Source organism: Streptomyces sp. NPDC036764 (assembly GCF_055609385.1).
Genome location: NZ_JBVJPT010000001.1, coordinates 935,816 through 956,145, shown reverse-complemented (window position 1 = coordinate 956,145; position 20,330 = coordinate 935,816). Strand labels below are relative to the sequence as shown.

Genomic DNA, 20,330 nt, shown 5'->3' with positions numbered 1-20,330 from the left:
GCACTGAACGAACAGCCGCGGTGGCGCGCCCCCTTTAGGGGCGCGGGGCTGTATCAATATGCGGCTCCGCCGCGTGGGCGCGATCGACCCCCACCGGCCCGCAGATCAATCCGCGCACAACAACTCCGTCCAGGTCTCAGCCACCCGATCCAGCGAGAACCCCTCCCTGACCTGCGTTCGGGCCAGCTCACCCGCGGAGCGCCAGTCGTCCTCCTCAAGGACGGCGATCGCCTCCGCCATCGCCTCGGGGGTGTCGTGGATCCAGCGCCGGTCGTAGATCTCGTCCGCACCGGGCCAAGGCAGCAGCGAAGGCACCGCAGCGGAGGCCATGCCCTCGGCCGGCGCGAGGTGGAAGCTCTCGTCGTCGCTGGTGGACAGCACATGCCCGACCCGGCGCAGCCATCCCGCCACGTCCGGTCCGAACGTGTCGAAGACGACGGCCCCTTCGAGCAGCGGGGAGGTCTGCATCCGGTGCAGCACGGCGTCGTAGTGGGCGCGCTCCTCGGGCTTGTTCCAGATCCACCAGTACTCCCACGGCGGCTTGGACTTGACCGACAGGTGCCAGCGCCGGTCGCGGGCGCGCAGCACCTCCAGGACGTCCAGGCCGAGGTCGAGGCGTTTGCGGCTGGGCGCGATACCGATCATGCCGAGGCGGTGGTGGGCGCCCGGCGCCTTCGGACGGTCGAGTTGGTCGGTGTCGACCCAGTTGGGCACGACCACCACCTTCGACGCGGGCCAGCCGGTGTGCTCCAGGGTGCGGCGGGCGTAGTACGGGCTGACGCACACCACCCGGTCGACGGCGTCGATGTCGACCTGGCGGGGCCAGCCGGCGTCCAGTTCGAAGCGGTGCAGGCGTACGATCAGCCGGCTGCCGCGCCGCTTGTGCCGGCTGAACCAGACCGCTGCCGGGCCGCACCACTCCACGACCACCACGTCCGCCCACTCGGCGAGTTCACGGCTGGCCTCCGGGTCGTGGCGGGCGAGCGCCGGCCAGGCGTCGACCCGTACCTCCAGACCGGGAGTCGAGCGGAAGTGGTCGAGCAGCCGGGTGAGGAACTTCAGGTCGTGTCCGGCGACGCCCACGCGCAGCGGGTGCCGGCGGTCTCTCACCCCGGTGGGTCCGGCGGGGAAGGCCCGGTCGAGGTGGGCACGCCAGCGGGCGGACGCTCCGTCCAGGGTGTACTGCCGGGCGGCCGCGCGGCAGCGGACGGCGGCGAGACGCCGTGACTGCGGCTCACGGGCGACCCGGGCCACCGTCTCGGCGGCGTCGTCGAGTCCGGCGCGTCCCGGCACGAACAGCGGGTAGTCGGTGCCGAGCAGCGCCTCGTGGGCCGGGGTGCGGTTGAGGACCACGGGCAGGCCCAGGGCGCCGAACTCCAGGACCTTGGTGGACAGTTCGAGGCTGGAGTCGAGCACCGGGTCGCGCCAGCCGAGGCCGACGTCGCAGTCGGCGGCGATGCGCATGGCCTCCTCGCGCGGCTGTCCGCCGTGGTGGCGGACGCCGGGAGTGCCGGCCAGGGCACGCGCCATGTCGGCCTGGAAGTCGGGGTGGCCCGGGTCGTCGTGGATCTTGTCGCCGACGGTGTGCAGTTCGGCGGCGACGCCCCGTGCGGCGAGCAGTTGCGGCAGCCTGGTCATGGGCAGGGTGTTCCAGCGGGGCGCGAACTTGCCGGTGTAGACGAGCCGCAGCGGATCGTGCGGAGCGTCCCGGTCCGGCACCGGGAAGCCGGGCTCGGGCACGGCGGGCGGGCTGAGCACGCACTTGCCGCAGGCCTCGGGCACCCACGTCTCCAGGAAGCAGCGCAACTCCTCGGTCTGGCACAGCAGTCGGTGCGAGGCCTCGGCGATGCGGACGAGGTCCGCGCGGGCCGCCTCGGTCATCTCGGCGGCCGACTGCGGGATGTCGGTGAGGTAGGCCCAGATCCGCCCGTCGAAGACGCCCTCGGCGACGATCCGGGTGACCAGCTTGCGGCCGCGCAGCACCAGCAGGTCGCAGGGTTCGTCCTCGTCGAGCCGGGCGAGTACCTGTGCGGCCTGCACCGGCGACATCGGCCGGTCGGCGAGCCCCGCCAGCAGCCGCTCCTCGTGCGGGGACACCAGAGCGACCCGGGGCAGCTCGGCCAGCGGATCGGTCAACCGGCCGGTGCGGACGGGGGCCTTGAGGACGAGCCGGCTGTCGCAGCCCGCCCGGGACAGTGCCTGCACTGTCGACTGGGCCCAGACGGCGGAGCCGTCGATGAGATTGAGGTCGACGTCGCCGTAGACGAGCGCCCGCAGAGTGCGGCTCATGACGGCTCCTTCCCGCGCACGGCGAACAGTCGGTGTCCTCGGCCCGCCCAACTGCCGGGCTCCGTACCGGACAGATGCAGCGACCGGCGTACCAGCAGCGGCCGCAAGGACGGTACGAAGACGTAGTCGTCGGCGGTCGGGGTGTGGCCCACCGCGTCGGCGCCGGAGTACTCCTGGGCGCACATCAGGTCGAGCAGCAGGGTGTCGGGCCGGTCCTCGGCGAGGTCCGTCCAGTCGGCGACCCACGGCGCCAGGGGCGGGCCCCGGCGCACCGTCACTCCGGCGGCGGTGAGTTCGTCGAGGCCCTGCGGATCGGGCACGACGACCTCGGCCGGCCGGTGCCGCTGGCCGAGCACCTGCCCGACGAGCCGGGCGACATCGGTACCGTCCCGGGGTGCGGCGAGCACCGCGACGCGCCGCTCGTCCAGCGGGTCCGGGGCGTCGGCGAGCCGCGCGAGCTGCGACAGCCGTACCCGGGTGCTGTCGGCCCGGAAGATCTCGCGCAGCCGTTCCCTGCCCTCGGCGGCCGGGTCGAGCCGGGCGAGCCGCACGCCGGTGTCGGCGTCGAGGACGGCGTCCCAGGCGAGCCGGGTGAGGCCCGGTGCGGCGGAGGCGGGGCCGTCCCGCCACAGCACGGACGTCCTGCCCAGCACTCGCTGTTCGGCGAGCAGTTCGGCGAGGGTGCGGTCCAGGTCGGGGGCGAGTCCGGTGCCGGTGAGCCACCAGGGTCCGCCGCCGGTGCAGGCGCTGAGCTGCACGACGAGCACGTCGGGGTCGGTGCGCTGCACGAGGAGTCGTCCGTCGTGCGGCAGCAGCGGGTTGACCACCACATCCGCCGCGAAGTCCTCGGCGGCGTCCGGGGTGAGCACTCCGGCGACGACGAGGCGGTCGCGGGGCGCCACGGTCAGGGCGCGATGGGCGAGGTGGAAACGGTCGTCCAGGGGCGCCTGAGGCTCGGTCTGCGCCTGCTTCGCGCCGTCGGCCGCCCGAACGGCGGAACTCCGGCGCCCGCGCCACAGTCCGTACAGCTCCCCGGGCAGTCGACGCGCGCCCCGCTTCGGCGAGCGCGCGGCCGTCACCAGCGCCTTTCCCACCCGCAGCGAGGTCGAGCCCTCCAGCATGGCCACCCGCGCCTGAAGGACGTCGACCCGGTCCCGGGCGGCCCTGAGCGCGCCGGCGAGTTGCTCCTTCTCCCGTACGGCGGCGGCGAGCCGGTCGGCGAGCGCGTCCTGCCCGGCCGCCTGACGGGTGCGTTCCGCGTCCTCGGCGGCCGTTTCGAGGTCGATCACCCGGGCGCGCAGGGACCGGGAGGCGAGGTCGGCGAAAACGTACTCGTCGGCGATCCGCAGCGCGGTGGCGTAGCCGTCGGACGGGACCGGCCGGCCGAAGAAGTCGTGCGGTGGCAGGAGTTCGTCGGTGCGGGCGATGACCGCGCCCGCGTGCAGATGGACGTAGTCGAGGGGGGCGGCGCGCAGCACCTGGCAGCGGTGGCCGACCAGATGATCCAGGAGCCGGTGGTAGGGCAGCTCGGATCCGCCGTGCCCGAAGACGATCAGCCCGCGCGCACCGGGCCGCATCCGGGCCAGTACGGCACGCAGGGCGTCCTCGCTGCCGTGCGGCTCCGCGTGGGGCCCGTAGGAGAGGAGGGCCAACTCACCCTCGGTGACGGGCCGTTCGTCGTCGGCGCGCAGGGCGATGCCCGGCGGCAGATGCAGGTAGGGCTCCAGGCGCAGTCCGCCGCCGGTCGCGTCCACCACCGTCGTGACGGTGTCGAGGTGCGGATGGAGCAGGTCGGTCAGGCGCATCAGCGGGTCCTCGTGAAGACGTGGAAGCCGACCCGGTTCTCCCGGAAGCCGTAGGGCCTGGAGAGCGTGTGCCGCAGGCCGAGCGGCTCGAGTTCGGCGCGGTAGGCGGTGAGCGGGCGGTGCACGGTGTGGGCACCGCGGGGCGTGCGGCGGTCGGTGTCCTCGTCGGTGACGATCAGCCGGCCGGCGACGCGGACCAGGGAGGCGAGGTTGCGCAGCCCGGCCGCCCACTCCTCGTCGTCGAGCACGTGGAACAGGACGTCCACGCAGACGACGATGTCGTACGGCCAGGGAGCCCGCCACTCGTCGAGCGTGGCGACGGCGTAGCGCGGGCCACCGCCCTCGGCACGGGCGTGGTCGACGGCGGTCCGGCTGGCGTCGAAGGCGTCGACCCGGTGGCCGCAGCGGGCCAGGGCGCGGGCGAAGTACCCCTTGCCGCAGCCGGCGTCCAGCACGAACAGCGGGGCGGCGGGGCTGGACAGGTCACCGACGAGCGAGAGCAGCGTGCCGAGCCGCTGGGCGTAGAAGAGCTCGTTGCCGGGGCGGTCGAGCCCGGTGTGCCCGCCGGAGGCGAGGTCGTCGTGCTCGGCGTGCCGGGCCTCCCAGTACATCCGCGTGCCGTCCTGCGTCGCCGTCCCGTCAGCCATGACGCTCCAGCCACCCGGTGATCACGCGGGCGATCCGGGCGCCGGCCCGGCCGTCCCACAGGGGCGGTCCCTCGGCGGGTGCCGCTCCCCCGCCGTCCAGCAGTTTGCGCAGCGCGGGCACCAGTTCCCCGTGCCGGACGAGCCGGTTGGTGCCGTGGGTGACGGTGACCGGGCGCTCGGTGGTGGTGCGCAGGGTCAGGCACGGGACGCCCAGGACGGTCGTCTCCTCCTGCACACCGCCGGAGTCGGTGATCACGGCGGCGGCCGCGCGCACCAGGCTCATGAACTCGACGTAGCCGAGCGGGTCGAGGAGGTGGATGCCGGGCGCGTCGGCGAGGCCGGCCGCCCGCAGCGCCGCCCGGCCGCGCGGGTGCAGCGGTACGGCCAGGTCGAGATGGCGGGCGGCCTCGGCAAGGACGCGGGCGGCGGCAGCGGCCGCCTCCGGATCGTCGACGTTGGCGGGCCGGTGCAGGGTGACGACGCCGTAGCGCTCGGGCAGTCCGTGGGCCCTGCGCGCGCCCGCCGCGTCGAACTGCTCCATATGGGTGAGCAGGGTGTCGATCATCGGGTTGCCGACGAGGTGCACGCGGTCGGCGGCGACGCCCTCGCGGGCGAGGTGGCCGACGGCCTCGGGGCTGGTGGCGAACAGCAGCTCGGCCATCTGGTCGACCAGACGCCGGTTGACCTCCTCCGGCATCGTCATGTCGAAGCTGCGCAGACCGGCCTCCACATGCGCCACGGGGATGCCCAGTTTGGCGGCGACCAGCGCGGCGGCCAGCGTCGAGTTCACGTCGCCGTAGACCGTGACGAGGGCGGGTGCGCGGGCGGTCAGTTCGCCCTCCAGGGCCACCAGGAGGTCGGCGGTCTGGCGGGCGTGGCTGCCGGAGCCGACGCCGAGGTCGGTGTCGGGTTCGGGCAGGCCGAGCTGCCGGAAGAAGATGTCCGACATCCGCTCGTCGTAGTGCTGTCCGGTGTGGACGAGCACCTGCTCGCAGCCTGCCGCGCCCAGAGCGGCGACGACCGGCGCGGCCTTGACGAAGTTCGGCCGGGTGCCGACCACATGGAGTACGCAGCCGTTCATGGTTGCCTCCGTGTCTGATGGCTCGGTCGCCTACGTGGCGCCCTATGCCCCTTCGGCTCCCTCGGGGCCGGTGCCCTGGGAACGGTGACTGTTGGTGGGCCGTTGCTCGGTGCTGGATCTACTTTGGCGTTATGTTCCGGAATGTTCCACTTGCCCTGAGCCTGGCCGCCTCGGTGGCCGTTGGCGAACTGCGTCAGGATCCGCTGCGGGCCGCGCTGCTCGCGGTACGCCTGCTGCCGGGGCCCGCCCGGCGGAAGCTGGGGCCGCTCGAACAGCGGCTGGCCGTGCGCGCCCGCACCGCGGGACCGGCGGCGGCGCCTTCCGCCGCCCGGGTGCCCGCGCCGTACGGCCTGCCCTACCGTCCCGTCCCCGGACGGGTGCTCCATCTGGTCACCAACGGACTGCCGTTCCGGCACGCCGGTTACACTGTGCGCACGCAGAAGCTCGCCGAGGCCCAGCTCGCCGCCGGACTCGACCCGCATGTCGTGACCCGGATCGGCTTCCCCGTCACGGGCGGGGTGCTGGACGCCCGCCCGAAGCAGCACGTGGGCGGGGTGCCGCAGCACCGGCTGCTGCCGCCCTGGCTGCCGTACGGCCAGGCCGCCTCGCTCGCGCTCAACGCCGAACTGGCCGCCCGCCTGATCGACCGGCTGCGGCCGGCCGTGCTGCACGCCGCGAGCGACCACGGCAACGGGCGGGTGGCGCTCGCCCTGCGGGAGACCTACGGACTGCCGGTGGTCTACGAGGTGCGGGGCTTCCTGGAGGAGACGTGGCTGACGCAGGCGCCGGGCCGCAGCCGGGACGACGAGACGTACCGGGCGCGCCGCGCCCTGGAGACGCAGTGCATGCGCGAGGCCGATCTGGTGCTGACGCTGGGTGAGGCGATGAAGGCCGAGATCGTGGACCGCGGGGTGCCGCGGGAACGGGTGCTGATCGTGCCCAACGCCGTGGACGACGCGTTCCTCGCTCCGCCGCCGGACGGGGCGCCCGTGCGGGCCCGGCTCGGCATCGCGCCGGACGAGTTCGTCGTCGGCACGGTCGGCACCCTCGCCCCGCACGAGGGGATCGGAACATTGCTCCATGCGGGTGAAGAGCTGCGTCGGCGTGGTGTGCCGCTGCGGCTGTTGATCGTCGGGGACGGTCCGCAGCGCCCGGCGCTGGAGCGGCTGGCCGCCCGGCTCGGCCTGGACGACGGGACCGCGCTGTTCACCGGCCGCGTGCCGCACGCCCAAGTCCGCGATTTCTACGCCGCGTTGGACGTGTTCGCGGTCCCGCGGACCGACGAGCGCGTCTGCCGGTTGGTGACCCCGCTCAAGCCGGTCGAGGCGATGGCGAGCGGTGTTCCGGTGGCCGCGAGCGATCTCCCCGCGCTCAGAGAACTGGTCGAACCGGAGGTGAACGGGAGGCTAATCAGTGCTGAATCACCACATTCCTGGGCTGATGAGCTTGAAATAGTCCTTTACAGTCGAAACCGGCGCGCTGAGTGGGGAGCAGCAGCCCGCGCGAGAGTCGCGCGTGACCGCACCTGGAAGCGGGTCGCCGCCACAACCCGTGAGGCGTACCGCGCCCTTGGCAGCCTTGATGCGGGGTGAGTCCCTATGCATGCCGAACAGACCGGACCGCTCGGGGAAGCGAGCGAACCGCTCGGGGAAAGAGAACCGCTCGGGGAGACAGAACGGCCCGACCACGTGGAACTCGCGGTGATCGGGCTCGGCTATGTCGGACTGCCGCTCGCGCGGGAGGCCGCGTCGATCGGCCTGAGAGTCCTGGGCCTGGACCGCGACCCGCGGGTCGTGGAGGCGCTCAACACCGGGCACTCCCATGTCGACGACGTCTCCGACGAGGACATCCGCCGGATGCGCAGGGCCGGGTTCGCCGCGTCCACGGACGACGCGTGCCTGGCCCGTGCGCAGGCGGTCGTCATCTGTGTGCCGACACCGCTCGGCAAGGACGGCGGGCCGGACCTCGGCGCAGTCACCGCGGCCACGAAAGCGGTGGCCCGGCGGCTGCGGCCCGGTCAGCTCGTGGTGCTGGAGTCGACCACGTATCCGGGAACCACCGAGGAGGTCGTGCGGCCGCTCCTGGAGGAGTCGGGGCTGCGTGCCGGTACGGACTTCGCGCTGGCTTTCTCGCCGGAGCGCATCGACCCCGGCAACACCGCGCACGGCCTGCGCACCACCCCCAAGGTGGTCGGTGGCTGCACCCCGTCGTGCGCCGCGCGCGCGGTCGCCTTCTACGGCAAGCTCGTCGACACCGTCGTCCAGGCGAAGGGCACCCGCGAGGCCGAGATGGCCAAGTTGCTGGAGAACACCTACCGGCATGTGAACATCGCCCTGGTCAACGAACTGGCCGTGATCAGCCACGAGTTGCATGTCGACCTGTGGGACGCGATCCGCTGCGCCGGCACGAAGCCGTTCGGCTTCCAGGCGTTCCGGCCCTCCCCCGGCGTAGGCGGGCACTGCATCCCCATCGACCCCAACTACCTGTCGTACAAGGTGCGTTCGTCCCTCGGCTACGAGTTCCGGTTCGTGGAGCTCGCCCAGGAGATCAACCGGCGGATGCCGGAGTACGTGGTGCGTCGCGCCCAGGACCTCCTCAACACCGCCGGCCGGCCGCTGCACGGGTCGCGAGTGCTGCTGCTCGGCGTCACCTACAAGCCGGACGTGGCGGACCAGCGGGAGTCGCCGGCGCTGCCGGTGGCGCGGCTGCTGCGCGAGCGGGAGGCCGAGATCTCCTTCCACGATCCGCATGTACCGCTGTGGTCGGTGGACGGGGTGAACGTCCCGCGCGTCACCGACGTCATGGCGGCGGTGCGCGAGCACGACCTGACGGTCCTGCTCCAGGACCACTCGGCCTACGACCTGCCGGCTCTCGGCGACGCGGCCCGGCTGCTGTTCGACACCCGAGGGCGGATCTTCCGGCCCGGGGTCGAGGTGCTGTGATCGCCTGATCTCTCGTACCGGATCCGTCGCGGGTCCGTCGTTCTCGGGGTAGTCGAAAGGTGCGTGCTCTGATGCGGATACTCGTCGTCACCGTCGTCCACCACCCCGAGGACGCGCGGATCCTGCACCGGGAGATCGGCGCCCTGCACGAGCACGGCCACCGGATCGTGTACGCCGCCCCGTTCGCGGCGCGCCAGACGTCGCCGCGGCCGAACATCGAGGCCGTGGACCTGCCGCGGGCCGCCGGCCGGGACCGCCGGGCGGCACTGCGCGCGGCACGCACCCTGCTCGCCGAACGCGGGCCGCAGGCCGACGTCGTGCTGCTGCACGACCCGGAGCTGCTGCTCGCCCTGCCCGGCACGATGCGCCGCTGGCGGCGGGCCGGCCGGGTACCGGTCACCGTGTGGGACGTGCACGAGGACACGGCGGCGGCGCTGGTGATGAAGCGCTGGCTGCCCCGGCCGCTGCGGCCGCCGCTGCGGATGGCCGTACACGCGGCGGAACAACTGGCGGAGCGGAAGCTGCGGCTGCTCCTCGCCGAGGACGCCTACCAGCGGCGCTTTCGCCGGCCGCATCCCGTGGTGGCGAACCTCGCCACGGTGCCGCCGGAGCCGCCCGAGCCGCCCGGCGACGACCGGGTCGTCTACCTCGGTCATCTGTCGCGGGCGCGCGGCGCGCCGGAGCTGATCGAGACGGCACGGCTGCTGGCGCCGGACATCCGGGTCGAGGTGATCGGCGCGGCCGACCCCGACATGCGGGGCCCGCTCGCCGAGGCCGACCGGGACGGCGTACTGCGCTGGTACGGCTACCTGCCCAACGACCGTGCCCTCGGCCTGCTCTCCGGCAGCCTGGCCGGCCTCTCCCTGCTGCGGGACCAGCCCAACTACCGTCATTCGAGGCCCACCAAGGCAGTGGAGTACATGGCGCACGGTGTCCCCGTGGTCACCACACCCACCCCGCTCGCGGCCGAGCTGGTCGAACGCTACGGCTGCGGTCTCGTCGTCCCCTACGAGGATCCGGCCACGGCGGCCATGGCCGTACGGCATCTGCGCACCGACCGGGTCATGCGCCGCCGGGCGGCGGCCCGGGGCTGGGAGGCGGCCAGGTCCGACCTCAACTGGGCCGACCGGGCCACCGAGTTCGTGATGTGCCTGGAGTCCTGGGTGAAGGAGGCGTCCGCGGCCGGCGACGACGGCCGCGCCACCCCGGTCGTCGGCGACAGGGCCCCGATCGCCTGACCCCTAGGCGTTGGACCAACCCCGCCTGCACAGCACGAGCCGGTACCCGTCCGGGTCCTCGATCGTGACACCCCATTCGTTCCAGTACGGGTTGGGCGACACGACCCGCTTGCCGCCGTGTTCCTCCAGCCTGGCGACCAGGTCGTCCGGCACGGGTCCGTCGACGTAGACGACGAGGAGGTCCTCCTCGGTCGGCCGGGGCTCGACGGGGCGGGCGGGCTCATGGACCAGTTCCAGGTGCCAGTCGGCATCCGGCCAGCCGAGCATCAGCAGATCGTGCTCGCCCGGCTCCGGGCCGCCCACCGCCCGCCATACGACGCCGAGTCCGAGCCCGCCGGCCCAGAAGCGCTCCGCCGCGGCGAGGTCCCGGGACGGGCGGGCGATGCGGATGTGACTGCGGCCGTCGACCGGCATGGTGACCCTCCGTGTGGCGTCCTGGGCGGCGTTGATCCACCGGCAGCGTAGGCAGGCCACGGGCGCCGGGACCATCGGTCATGAGCCCTACGCCCTGCGGCCTGGGCCGCGCCGGGACTCAACCCCGGAGCGTGCTCTTCGGAACGCCGTACGCCCGCTCCACCCGAAGCCGCAGCACGAGCCGCCGGTCCCGGACCATCGCGGCCCGGTAGTCGTCCCAGTCGGGGTGCTCGCCCTGGACGTCCCGGTAGAGGCGGACGAGTTCCTCGACCGTGGCGTCGTAGGGGTCCTGCGCGACCGGCGTCAGGTCGGCCGTGCCCTCGGCGACCACGTACGCCCATCGGTCGGGGGTCGTGACGTGGTACGACGCCCTCGGGTCGCGGCGCAGATTGCGGGTCTTGGCTCGGTCGTCGGTGATCGAGACGCGGATGGTCCGCTCGTCGGGGTAGTAGGCGTGGCTGACGTTCGAGAGCTGGGGCCGGCCGTCGCGCTTCAGGGTGACCAGCACCCCGCCGTGGCTCTCGGCGAGGAGCGCGAGCAGTGCGTTGCGGGTGGCGTCCTGAGTCATACCTGCGTCAACCCTGGCGGGAGCGCCCCGCATTCCCTCGTAGACAGTGTCTATGTCCGCCTGGTAGACAGTGTCTATGCATGCATCGAGGGAATCCGATCCGGGACTGCGCACGCGGCTGGTCGACGTGGGCGTGGATCTCGTGGCGCGCGAGGGCGTCCAGGCGCTGACCTTGCGGGAGATCGCCCGCCGGGCCGGCGTCTCGCACGGCGCCCCGCGCCGCTGGTTCCCCACCCACCTGGAGCTGCTCTCCGCCATCGCCCGCCGCGGCTTCGACGACCTGGCACAGCGGGCGGCGGCGGTCGGTGACGACACGGCGCATCCGCGGGCGCAACTGGCCGATCTGGGGCGGACGTATCTGCGGTTCGCGCTGGACAACCGCGGCATGTACGAGCTGATGTTCCGTCACGACCTGCTGGAGAGCGGCCATCTGGGGCTGCGGGACACCAGTCTTCCGCTCTTCGCCCGCCTGGTGGACCTGGTCGGCCGGGTACGACCCGACGCCGATGCGCGTCTGGTCGCGGGCGCGCTGTGGGCGGGACTGCACGGCATCGCCCAACTGTGGGGCTGGGGCAGTCTCCAACTCGCCACGGGCGCCGACGACTTCACACCCTTGTTGCGGTCGGTCCTGGACGCCCACCTCGGTGCGGAGGGCGAGTGAACCCGCGCCTCACCCTCGCGAGCAGTGTCACGGGGGCCGTGATCGTCGCGCTCGACGGCACCGTCCTGACCGTCGCCCAGCCCAGCCTGCAACGCGACCTCGGTGCCTCGTTCGCCCAGGTCCAGTGGACCAGTACCGGCTATCTCGTCGCGGTGGCGAGCCTGTTGGTGTTCGCGGGGCGGCTCGGCGACCGGTTCGGGCACCATCGCCTCTTCGGCATCGGCATGCTCGGCTTCGCAGCGGCGTCGGCGGGGATCGCCCTGGCACCCGGTGTCGGCTGGGTGATCGGGCTGAGGGTCGTGCAGGGGGTGTTCGGGGCGCTGCTGCAACCGGCCACGCTCGGGATGCTGCGGGCGGCGTTCCCGCCCGACCGGCTGCGGACGCCGATCGCGATACGGACGGCGGCGATCGGTGTGTCGGCCGCTGTCGGGCCGGTGCTCGGCGGTGCGCTGGTGGCGGGGTCGGGCTGGCGGGTGGTGTTCCTGCTGAACGTGGTCCCCGCGATCGTCCTCGGTGGGCTCGCCCTCACCGTACGGCCCCCGCGCAGCGCCTCCCCGGCCCGGCTCGACGTGCCCGGCGCCCTCCTGCTCGCGCTCACCCTGGCCTGCCTGGTGCACGCCCTGGTGGCGATGCCGGGCTGGGTCTGGACCGCCGCGACGGCCGCCGTCACCGGTGCCGTCTTCGTCCGGCACGAGCGCCGCACCGCGAGCCCGCTGCTGCCGCCGGACGTGATCGGCTCGCCGGCCGTCGGTTCGGCGCTCGGCATGCTGGTGGCCGCGTCTGCGGCGCTGTCCGGCGCACTGTTCGCGGGCACGTTCCTGTTGCAGGACACTCTCGGTCTGGACCCGTTCCACAGTGCTCTGGTCAGCCTGCCGCTGGCCGCGCTGATGGTGGCGGCGGCACCGACGTGCGCGGTACTGCTGCGCCGGGTCGGTGCCCGGCGCACGACCGTGGCCGCGATGGCACTCCTCGCGCTCGGGATCCTCGTGCTGTCCCGCACGTCGGCCATTGCGCTGCTGTGCACGGCGTTCGCGCTGGTGGGGGCCGGGTTCGGCACCGTGATGGTGGCGGCGACGCATGTCGTCGTGCGGGAAGCGGCCGCCGAGTCGGCCGGGGTGGCGGGCGGGCTCCAGCAGACCGCGATGAACGTCGGACCGGTGCTGGGCGTGGCCGTCGCGACCGCGCTCCTGGGAACCGGCGGCGGCCCCGGGCTGCCGCTGGGCGCCCTCGCCGCCCTCGCCCTGGCCGGAGCGGCATTCGGCCGTGCGCTGCCGGGGCGGCGGGACGCGGCCATGAACGATCATGGCGATTCGAAGGACCGTACACGTGTTCCTGCGCAACGATGAGGTCAGAGGCCGTTCCGGCGGGGTATGCCGGAGCGCACCCTCGTCGCATGTATTCGGAGGAGAGCGATGGCACTGCTGACACAAGAGGTCGACCCGGGCGAGGTCGGGCTGGACGCGAAGGCGCTGGACCGCCTCGACCAGTATTTCGCCCACTACGTCGACGAGGGGCGGCTGCCCGGCTATCTGGTGGCCGTCGCCCGCGGTGGACGCGTCGCCCACCTCGCCACGCACGGCCACCGGGACGTCGCGGCCGGGCTGCCCGTCGAGGCCGACACGCTGTGGCGGATCTACTCCATGACCAAGCCGGTCACCTCCGTCGCCGCGCTGCTGCTGGTGGAGGAGGGCAAGCTGTCGCTCGACGACCCGGTTGCCCGCCATCTGCCGGGCTTCGCCGAGCCCCGGGTGTACGTGAGCGGGTCCGGCGCCGACGTGGTGACGCGCCCCGCCGACGGCCCGATAACCGTCCGGCATCTGATGACCCACACCGCCGGGCTGACCTTCGCCTTTTACCACACGCACCCCGTCGACGCCCTGTACCGCGACGCCAACCTGGACTCGGCGGTGCTGCCGGGCTCCGACCTGGCCGGCACGGTCGACGTGTACGCGCGCCTGCCGCTCCAGTTCGAGCCGGGCACGCAGTGGAACTACTCGGTCGCCACCAACGTCCTGGGCCGGGTCATCGAGGTGGTGTCGGGGCAGCCGCTGGACGAGTTCTTCGCCGAGCGGATCTGCGGCCCGCTGGGAATGACCGACGCCGGGTTCCGCGTGAGCGACGAACAGGCGCCCCGGCTCGCCGAGTTGTACGGCGAGACCGAGGACGGCGGCATCGAACCGATCCCCGGCCTCCCGCTGCGCGGCCGCCCCCGCTTCCTGTCCGGCAGCGGCGGTCTGGCCGCCTCCGCGCACGACGTGCACCGCTTCATGGAGCTGCTGCGCCGCCGCGGCGAACTCGACGGCACCCGGCTGCTGGCGCCCGAGACGGTGGACCTGATGACGTCCAACCAGCTCCCCGGCGGCGCCGACCTGCGCGCCTTCGGCAGCCGCCCCGCCCACGACGAGGCCGGCAACGACGGCGTCGGCTTCGGCCTGGGCGTCTCCGTCGTGATCGACCCGGCCCGCACGAAGGCCCCCTCCGTGCTCGGCGCCTACGGCTGGAGCGGCGTGGCGACGACCACGTTCTGGGTCGACCCGCGCCACGACCTGACGGTGCAGTTCATGACGCAGGTGCGGCCCAGGACCTCGCACACGATGTTCCAGGACCTCAAGCGGCTCGTGCACGAGGCCGTGACACAGGGCTGATCCCGCCGCCGGTCACTGGTCCACGCGCAGGGTGAACTCCACTCCCTCCAGCGCGAGTTCACGCAGCCACTCCTCCGAGCGGGCCGCCGTCTCCGCGGCGCGGCTCAGGCCCGCCGGCAGGGAGCCGTCCAGGATGTGCCGGACGCCGAGGGCGAGCGGGCGGGAGACACAGCGGGCCATCGCGCTCTCCTCCTCGTCCCCCACCAGGTCGAGCAGATAACTGCCGGACCACGACTGCCCCGACCCGCCGCGCACGTCCAGCGACACCGCGAGGACGACCCGGTCACGGTCGGCGTCCGTGGTCGGGTAGGCGGCCGCCAACTCCCCGGCCAGGGCGGCGATCCGCGCGTCGTCGCCCGCCTTCAGCTCCTCGAAGACGGCGTCCCAGGCACGCAGCCAGCCCTCCAGACGCAGGGTGCCGCGTACGAAGGTCAGCGGCTTCCAGGCGTCGGGGAGCCCGTACTGCTCGACGAACGGAACGCTGTCGCGGTTGGGGTAGACCTCGAACGCCTCCCCGTCGACGATGTGCGGCCGCGTCGCCTCCCACGGCCGCTCGGCGACGGTCTCGGCACCGTCCTGGAGGTAGCGGGCCGGTGCGCGCAGGGCGTTGAGGACCCCGGCGGGCGCCCAACTGAAGCGGTACCTGAAGTCGTTCGGGACCGCCGGGACTCCGCCGCAGTAGGAGGTAAGGCTGTACGAGGCTCCCGCGTCGTCGCCGACGGCCTCCCGGGCGCGGCCGATCAGGCAGTGGGCGAAGAGGTGGTCGATACCCGGGTCGAGGCCCGCCTCGGTGAGGACGACGAGCCCGGCCGCGGTGGCCGCCGGCACCTGTTCGAGGACCGCGTCCGACACATAGCTGGAGCAGGCGAAGTGGGCCTCCCGCCGGACGCAGGCCGCCAGGATCCCGGCGTGCTCCGGCGCGGGCAGCATCGACACGACGACGTCGCCGGGGGCCAGTTCGGCCGTGAGCGCGGGCAGGGTGTACGCGCGGGGCTCGGCGCGCCCGGTGAGGCCGAGCCGGGCGAGGGCGTCCGCGGCGCGGTCCTCGGTGCGGTGCCACAGCCGTACCCGGTCGGCCGTGTCGCACAGCCGGGCCAGCCCGCTGCCGGTCGACAGCCCGGCGCCGACCCAGTGGACGGTGCCGCTCGCGGTAACCCGTGCGGATCTGTCAGCCATTGCGGAACTCCCCTTCCACGATGCCGAGTTCACGGCATGCCTGATGGAACCGGTCACGGCAGCGCCCCCACGGCCCGCCCGTCTCGAACTGAAGCAACTGGGGCAGCAGCGCCGACGAGAAGTCGGCGCTGGACTCGCGGGGCAGCAGGGACGGCAGGTTGTCGATGGCGATGAGGTCGAGCGCAGGCTCCTTGCGCAGTCGGCGTACCGGGTCGGTCCACTCGGTGGTGCGGTCGTAGACCGGCAGGACGTTCAGGGGCGAACCGACGTCGACGGTGACGTCGCACAGGGTGCGCAGTCGCCGGCCGGGGTCGTCCAGGTCCTCCTCGCGCAGGAAGGGCGGGACGGGAGTGGTGGCGAGGACGGCGTTGACCAGCACGTCGTGTGCCAGCAGGGCCGGGCGGTCCAGCGCGCGGGTCTCGGCGAGGTCCCAGGGCGTCGCCTCGATCCCGGCGGTCAGGAACCCCAGCCGCGCGCCCCGTCCGCTGCGCCCCAGGGCGCCGATCACCAGCGCGGTGAACTCCTCGTCCCCGGCGACCGGCTGCAGGAGGGCGTCCAGCTCGTCCTTGGACATGGGCGTCAGCGGCGCGGCGAGCCTGCCCCGGTGCTGGAGCACGGCGAGCGCGGCGCCGAGATAGCCGGCCCAGAAGCCGAAGGCGGCGAGACGGCGGCCGTCGTCGTCGACCAGGTACTCCAGGTCGAGCAGCGTGCCGCCCCCGGCCGCGAAGCGCCTCAGCAGGGCCTCTGCACCCGGCTGCCGCTTGTAGGCGTGCCCGAAGAAGATGTGGTCGTGCGTCAACTCCCCGGGTTCGTCCGGGAGTTCCTTCAGTCCGACCACCACCACCGACTCGGGTGCGGACACCCATGACCCTGCGGGCGCGGTACGGCAGCCGGCCGCCTCGTACTCCTCGACGGGGAAGATCCGCTGCGGGGACTCCTCGACGGTCAGGGTCACCCCGCGCTCGACCAGCCGGCGTGCGTCCTTCGGCACGATCGGTGTGCGTCGCTCGGTGGAACGGACCTCGTGGCGCAGCCACAGATGGAGCTCGGTCATACGCGGTTGGCCTCCGGGCGCGGGGCGTCGGCCGCGAACCGGCCGGCGCTGAGCGGGCTGACGTCCACGAAGGGTACGCGGCCGAGGTACAGGTCACGGACGACCTCGCCGACCGCCGGTCCCTGGAGGAAGCCGTGGCCGGAGAAGCCGGTCGCGTACAGGAAGCGGGAGACGGAAGTCGCCTCGCCGATGAGCGCGTTGTGGTCCGGCGTGACCTCGTACAGGCCCGCCCAGCCTCCCGTGCGGCGCAGGTCGAGCAGGGCGGGGGCGCGGCGCTCCATGGCGGCGGCCAGCCGGGGGATCCAGCGGTCGTGGGTGTCGGTGGCGAAGCCGGGCCGCTCGTCGGGGTCGGACATGCCGAGGAGCAGGCCGGGGCCCTCGGAGTGGAAGTAGAGGCTGGTGGTGAAGTCGATGGTCATGGGCAGGTGCGGCGGCAGTCCGCCGACGGGTTCGGTGACCGCGACCTGCCGGCGCAGCGGCACCACCGGCAGGTCGACTCCGACCATCGCCCCGATCGCCCGCGACCAGGGGCCGGCCGCGCAGATCACCGTCTCGGTGGTGATCCTGCCGATGCTCGTGGTCACGGCGGTGATGCGGTCGCCGTGCACCTCGATGCCGGTGACGTCGTTGTGGCGTAAGATCCGCGCCCCGTACGCGCGGGCCGCGGCGGCGTAGCCGTGGACGACGGATTCGGGGGTGCAGTGGCCGTCGTCCGGGGAGAACGCGGCCGCCAGCAGTCCGTCGGTGGTGATCAGCGGGGACAGCCGCTGTGCCTCGGCGGGGTCGATCATCCGGCTGGGCACTCCTAGGGAGTTCTGGAGCCGGACGCTCGCCTCGAATCCGGCGACCTCCTCGGGCGTCGACAGCAGGAACAGATAGCCGACCCGGTGCAGCCCGATGTCGTGGCCCAGCTCCAGCCCGAACCGGGCGAACGCCTGGAGGCTGCGTGCCCCGAGCTGGATGTTGAGCTCGTCGGAGAACTGCGCGCGCACTCCGCCGGCCGCCTTCGAGGTGGATCCGGAGGCCAGTTCGTCCCGCTCGACGAGGACGACGTCCCGTACGCCCGCGCGGGCGAGGTGGTAGGCGATGCTGGTGCCCATCACTCCGCCGCCGATGATGACGACGCTCGCGTGTGTGTTCACGGGCGGACCCTCTCGGTAGTGGTTCCTGCCGTCGCGCGCTGTCACCGGCCCGCCTTCCCCGCCGCCTCGACGACGGCCCAGGCGGCGGCCGCGTCCTGGATGCCGAGGCCGACGCTGTTGTAGTAGACGATGTCGCCGGGTCCCGATCGCGGGAAGCTCTGCCCGGTGAGTACGGCGCCCAGTCCGACCAGGTCCTCGAAGGCCAACGCCCCTTCGCGCAGGGCGTGCACCACCGGACCGGCGTGCTCGGCGGCGGTCTGCGGGTCGTCGACGACGACGCTCGCGGCGCGCAGCAGCACGTCGTCGTCGACCTCGCGGCGGCCGGGCTCGAACGATCCGACGCTGACCACCGTGCACCCGGGAGCCAGCCACTCCCCCCGCACGAGGGGCGTCCTGCTGAGTGTGCAGGCGGCGACCAGTGATGCCCCCGTCACGGCCTCCTCGGCGGTGCCCACCGCTTCGACGGCGAGGCCCAGTTCGGCCTCGAGCTCCCGCGCGGCGCGGGCGCGGTTGCGCGCGGTCGGGCTCCACAGCCGTACCGACTTCAGCTCGCGCACCCGGGCGAAGGCCCGGGCGTGGGCGAGGGCCTGGGTGCCGGAGCCCAGGAGGGCGAGGTCCGCGCTGCCGGGCGTGGCCAGGGCGTCGGCCGCGACGGCGCTCGCGGCGGCCGTGCGCAGCGTCGTGATCGCCGTGCCGTCCATGACGGCGGCCAGTCGGCCCGTCACCGGGTCGAGCACGGTGATGACCGCGTGGACGGTCGGCAGGCCGGACGCCGCGTTGCCCGGGTTGACGCTGCCGATCTTCGCGACGGCCCCGGTGTCCGCGGACAGCCGGGAGACGTACGCGAAGACGACGCTGTCGTCGAAGCGGCTCGGGTGCATGATCTTCCCGGGCAGGTCGGCCGCGTCGGCGCCGAGCGCCGAGAAGGCCGCGCGCTGCGAGGCGATCGCCGCGTCGAGGCCGAGCAGGCGCGAGACCTGGTCTCCGGTCAGGAAGAGGACGTCGTCGGTCATTCCCTCTTCCTGTCCGGACGGGCCTCGCCGCAATCAGGACAGGTGCCCGACCGCGTCCAGATGGGGCAGGTGGTGGTCGAGGCGCTCCCGCTTGGTCCGCAGGTAGGTGATGTTGTTCTCGCACGGCGGGATCAGCAGCGGGACCTGCTCGGCGACCTCGATGCCGTGCTGCACCAGCGCCTCGCGCTTGCGCGGGTTGTTCGACATCAGGCGGACGCTGCGCACGTTCAGGTCGTGCAGCATCCCGGCGGCCACGCCGTAGTCGCGGGCGTCCACCGGCAGGCCGAGCGCGAGGTTGGCCTCGACGGTGTCCAGGCCCTCCGCCTGCAGGGCCATCGCCCGCAGCTTGGCGAGCAGACCGATGCCGCGGCCCTCGTGGCCCCGCAGGTAGACGACGATGCCACTGCCCTCGGCGACGACCGCGCGCAGGGCGGCCGCGAGCTGGTCACCGCACTCGCAGTGCTGGGAGCCGAAGGCGTCACCCGTCAGGCACTCCGAGTGCAGCCTGGTCAGCACTTCGTCCGTACCTATCTCGCCGTAGACCAGAGCCACTTGCTCGTCTCCGCGGTCGTGATCGAGGTAGCCGATTGCACGGAATTCGCCGTAGACGGTGGGCAAAGGCGCATTCACCATGCGTTCCACGCCGGAACGCTGCGTCCGCTGCGTGGACTTCTTGCCGAGGACGCCAATTTTTTCTGTCATGATTCTTCAGTTCCTAAGCAGAGACGAAAGGCCGTGAAAAGATGAGTGGTTCGCAAACGCGGCCGGCGGCACACTCGCTGGTGCCGGCGGACACCACCGAAGACGTACGGACCCGAGGGGCGGGCGTCTCACGACAGGTGGCGGTGCTCCCCGTCGGAAGCTTCGAGCAGCACGGCCCGTTCCTTCCGCTGGCGACCGACACGCTGGTGGCCTGCGCCATCGCGCGCGAGATCGCCGCCGCGCACCCGGTGCACCTCCTTCCGCCCGTGACGATCTCCTGCTCGCACGAGCATGCGGCCTGGCCAGGGACCGTCAGCATCTCCTCCGTGACCCTTCATGCGGTGATACGGGACATTGCGGCTTCGCTCCGCCGGTCGGGCGTCGACGCCCTGGTGCTGGTCAACGGGCACGGCGGAAACTACGTACTGGGCAACGTCGTTCAGGAGTCCTCCGCGCGTGGTGAGCGAATGGCGCTGTTCCCGGCCCCGGAGGACTGGGAGGCGGCGCGGGTGCGGGCGGGGGTGGAGACCTCACTGCTCACCGACATGCACGCGGGGGAAATCGAGACCTCCATCCTTCTGCACGCTCATCCCGAATTGATCCGACCCGGTTATGAGACTTCCGATTTCGTGGCGGACGACCGCCGTCATCTGTTGACCCTCGGTATGTCCGCCTATACCGATTCCGGTGTCATCGGCCGTCCTTCGCTGGGTTCCGCGGAAAAGGGGGAACGGCTGCTGGCGAGCCTCGCGGATTCCTTCGGCGCGTATGTGTCACTGCTGACCTCCGCGGACGATTCCGTAGCGGACACGGGTGACGCCTGAAAATAGCCGCTCGGTTCCGGGTCCGCCATGGTCACGGCGGATCCGGATCCCGCGCGCAGGCCGGTGTACCAGCGGGCGAGCAGGACGACGAGGCCGGGCGCGGCGGCCACGAAGCTGAGCACGCCGTAC

Annotated in this window: 18 protein-coding genes; 7 read left to right on the top strand and 11 right to left on the bottom strand. The window is 72.8% G+C overall.

The window, feature by feature from the left end:
• Positions 1-105 precede the first annotated feature (105 nt).
• Genes ACZ69Q_RS04105 through wecB form a run of 4 tightly spaced genes read right to left on the bottom strand, consistent with a single transcriptional unit; the run spans position 106 to position 5,822 of the window.
• Positions 106-2,289, bottom strand: a complete 2,184-nt coding sequence (locus ACZ69Q_RS04105) for a glycosyltransferase (protein ID WP_471035976.1) — start codon at positions 2,287-2,289, stop codon at positions 106-108.
• Positions 2,286-4,094, bottom strand: coding sequence for a hypothetical protein (locus ACZ69Q_RS04100; protein ID WP_471035974.1), 1,809 nt, complete (start codon positions 4,092-4,094; stop codon positions 2,286-2,288). The genes ACZ69Q_RS04105 and ACZ69Q_RS04100 overlap by 4 nt, the downstream gene beginning before the upstream one ends.
• Complete coding sequence (locus ACZ69Q_RS04095; RefSeq protein WP_471035971.1) at positions 4,094-4,741, bottom strand: class I SAM-dependent methyltransferase; 648 nt, start codon at positions 4,739-4,741, stop codon at positions 4,094-4,096. Before ACZ69Q_RS04095 ends, ACZ69Q_RS04100 begins: the two co-directional genes overlap by 1 nt.
• Complete coding sequence (gene wecB, locus ACZ69Q_RS04090) at positions 4,734-5,822, bottom strand: non-hydrolyzing UDP-N-acetylglucosamine 2-epimerase (protein ID WP_471035969.1); 1,089 nt, start codon at positions 5,820-5,822, stop codon at positions 4,734-4,736. Before wecB ends, ACZ69Q_RS04095 begins: the two co-directional genes overlap by 8 nt.
• Positions 5,823-5,953: 131 nt before the next feature.
• Between wecB and ACZ69Q_RS04085 the strand changes: the two genes are divergently transcribed.
• From ACZ69Q_RS04085 to ACZ69Q_RS04075, 3 genes are all read left to right on the top strand, one after another.
• On the top strand, positions 5,954-7,414 hold the full coding sequence (locus ACZ69Q_RS04085) for a glycosyltransferase family 4 protein (protein WP_471035966.1): 1,461 nt from the start codon (positions 5,954-5,956) through the stop codon (positions 7,412-7,414).
• A gap of 6 nt (positions 7,415-7,420) precedes the next feature.
• A complete protein-coding gene (locus tag ACZ69Q_RS04080; RefSeq protein WP_471035964.1) occupies positions 7,421-8,764 on the top strand; it encodes a nucleotide sugar dehydrogenase in 1,344 nt (447 codons plus the stop codon).
• A 71-nt stretch (positions 8,765-8,835) separates the two neighbouring features.
• The gene (locus ACZ69Q_RS04075) at positions 8,836-10,002 is read left to right on the top strand and encodes a glycosyltransferase family protein (protein WP_471035962.1); all 1,167 of its coding nucleotides are present in this window, start codon (positions 8,836-8,838) and stop codon (positions 10,000-10,002) included.
• A gap of 3 nt (positions 10,003-10,005) precedes the next feature.
• On the opposite strand, the gene ACZ69Q_RS04070 is transcribed toward ACZ69Q_RS04075, so the two are convergent.
• Positions 10,006-10,416: a VOC family protein gene (locus ACZ69Q_RS04070; protein WP_471035960.1), complete on the bottom strand. Its 411-nt coding sequence runs from the start codon at positions 10,414-10,416 to the stop codon at positions 10,006-10,008.
• A gap of 118 nt (positions 10,417-10,534) precedes the next feature.
• Entirely contained in the window at positions 10,535-10,984 is a 450-nt protein-coding gene (locus ACZ69Q_RS04065; protein WP_471035957.1) for a PPOX class F420-dependent oxidoreductase, read from the bottom strand.
• A 76-nt stretch (positions 10,985-11,060) separates the two neighbouring features.
• Between ACZ69Q_RS04065 and ACZ69Q_RS04060 the strand changes: the two genes are divergently transcribed.
• From ACZ69Q_RS04060 to ACZ69Q_RS04050, 3 genes are all read left to right on the top strand, one after another.
• Positions 11,061-11,645 (top strand): TetR/AcrR family transcriptional regulator, encoded by a 585-nt coding sequence (locus tag ACZ69Q_RS04060; RefSeq protein ID WP_471035953.1) that lies wholly within the window; start codon positions 11,061-11,063, stop codon positions 11,643-11,645.
• On the top strand, positions 11,642-12,991 hold the full coding sequence (locus ACZ69Q_RS04055) for an MFS transporter (RefSeq protein WP_471035950.1): 1,350 nt from the start codon (positions 11,642-11,644) through the stop codon (positions 12,989-12,991). The genes ACZ69Q_RS04060 and ACZ69Q_RS04055 overlap by 4 nt, the downstream gene beginning before the upstream one ends.
• A 66-nt stretch (positions 12,992-13,057) precedes the next feature.
• Entirely contained in the window at positions 13,058-14,290 is a 1,233-nt protein-coding gene (locus ACZ69Q_RS04050) for a serine hydrolase domain-containing protein (RefSeq protein ID WP_471035948.1), read from the top strand.
• Between the two features lie 12 nt (positions 14,291-14,302).
• Here ACZ69Q_RS04050 and ACZ69Q_RS04045 read toward each other — a convergent pair whose 3' ends face one another.
• From ACZ69Q_RS04045 to ribA, 5 genes are read right to left on the bottom strand one after another with little or no spacing between them, the layout of a single operon-like run.
• On the bottom strand, positions 14,303-15,466 hold the full coding sequence (locus ACZ69Q_RS04045; RefSeq protein WP_471035945.1) for a saccharopine dehydrogenase family protein: 1,164 nt from the start codon (positions 15,464-15,466) through the stop codon (positions 14,303-14,305).
• Complete coding sequence (locus ACZ69Q_RS04040; RefSeq protein WP_471035942.1) at positions 15,459-16,520, bottom strand: saccharopine dehydrogenase; 1,062 nt, start codon at positions 16,518-16,520, stop codon at positions 15,459-15,461. Before ACZ69Q_RS04040 ends, ACZ69Q_RS04045 begins: the two co-directional genes overlap by 8 nt.
• Positions 16,517-17,662 (bottom strand): NAD(P)/FAD-dependent oxidoreductase, encoded by a 1,146-nt coding sequence (locus tag ACZ69Q_RS04035; protein WP_471035939.1) that lies wholly within the window; start codon positions 17,660-17,662, stop codon positions 16,517-16,519. The genes ACZ69Q_RS04040 and ACZ69Q_RS04035 overlap by 4 nt, the downstream gene beginning before the upstream one ends.
• Before the next feature lie 41 nt (positions 17,663-17,703).
• The gene (locus ACZ69Q_RS04030; protein WP_471035937.1) at positions 17,704-18,675 is read right to left on the bottom strand and encodes an ornithine cyclodeaminase family protein; all 972 of its coding nucleotides are present in this window, start codon (positions 18,673-18,675) and stop codon (positions 17,704-17,706) included.
• Positions 18,676-18,708: 33 nt separating this feature from the next.
• Positions 18,709-19,377: a GTP cyclohydrolase II gene (gene ribA, locus ACZ69Q_RS04025; RefSeq protein WP_471035935.1), complete on the bottom strand. Its 669-nt coding sequence runs from the start codon at positions 19,375-19,377 to the stop codon at positions 18,709-18,711.
• Positions 19,378-19,418: 41 nt separating this feature from the next.
• On the opposite strand from ribA, the gene ACZ69Q_RS04020 reads away from it, so the two are divergent.
• The gene (locus ACZ69Q_RS04020; protein WP_471035932.1) at positions 19,419-20,201 is read left to right on the top strand and encodes a creatininase family protein; all 783 of its coding nucleotides are present in this window, start codon (positions 19,419-19,421) and stop codon (positions 20,199-20,201) included.
• Positions 20,202-20,330 lie beyond the last annotated feature (129 nt).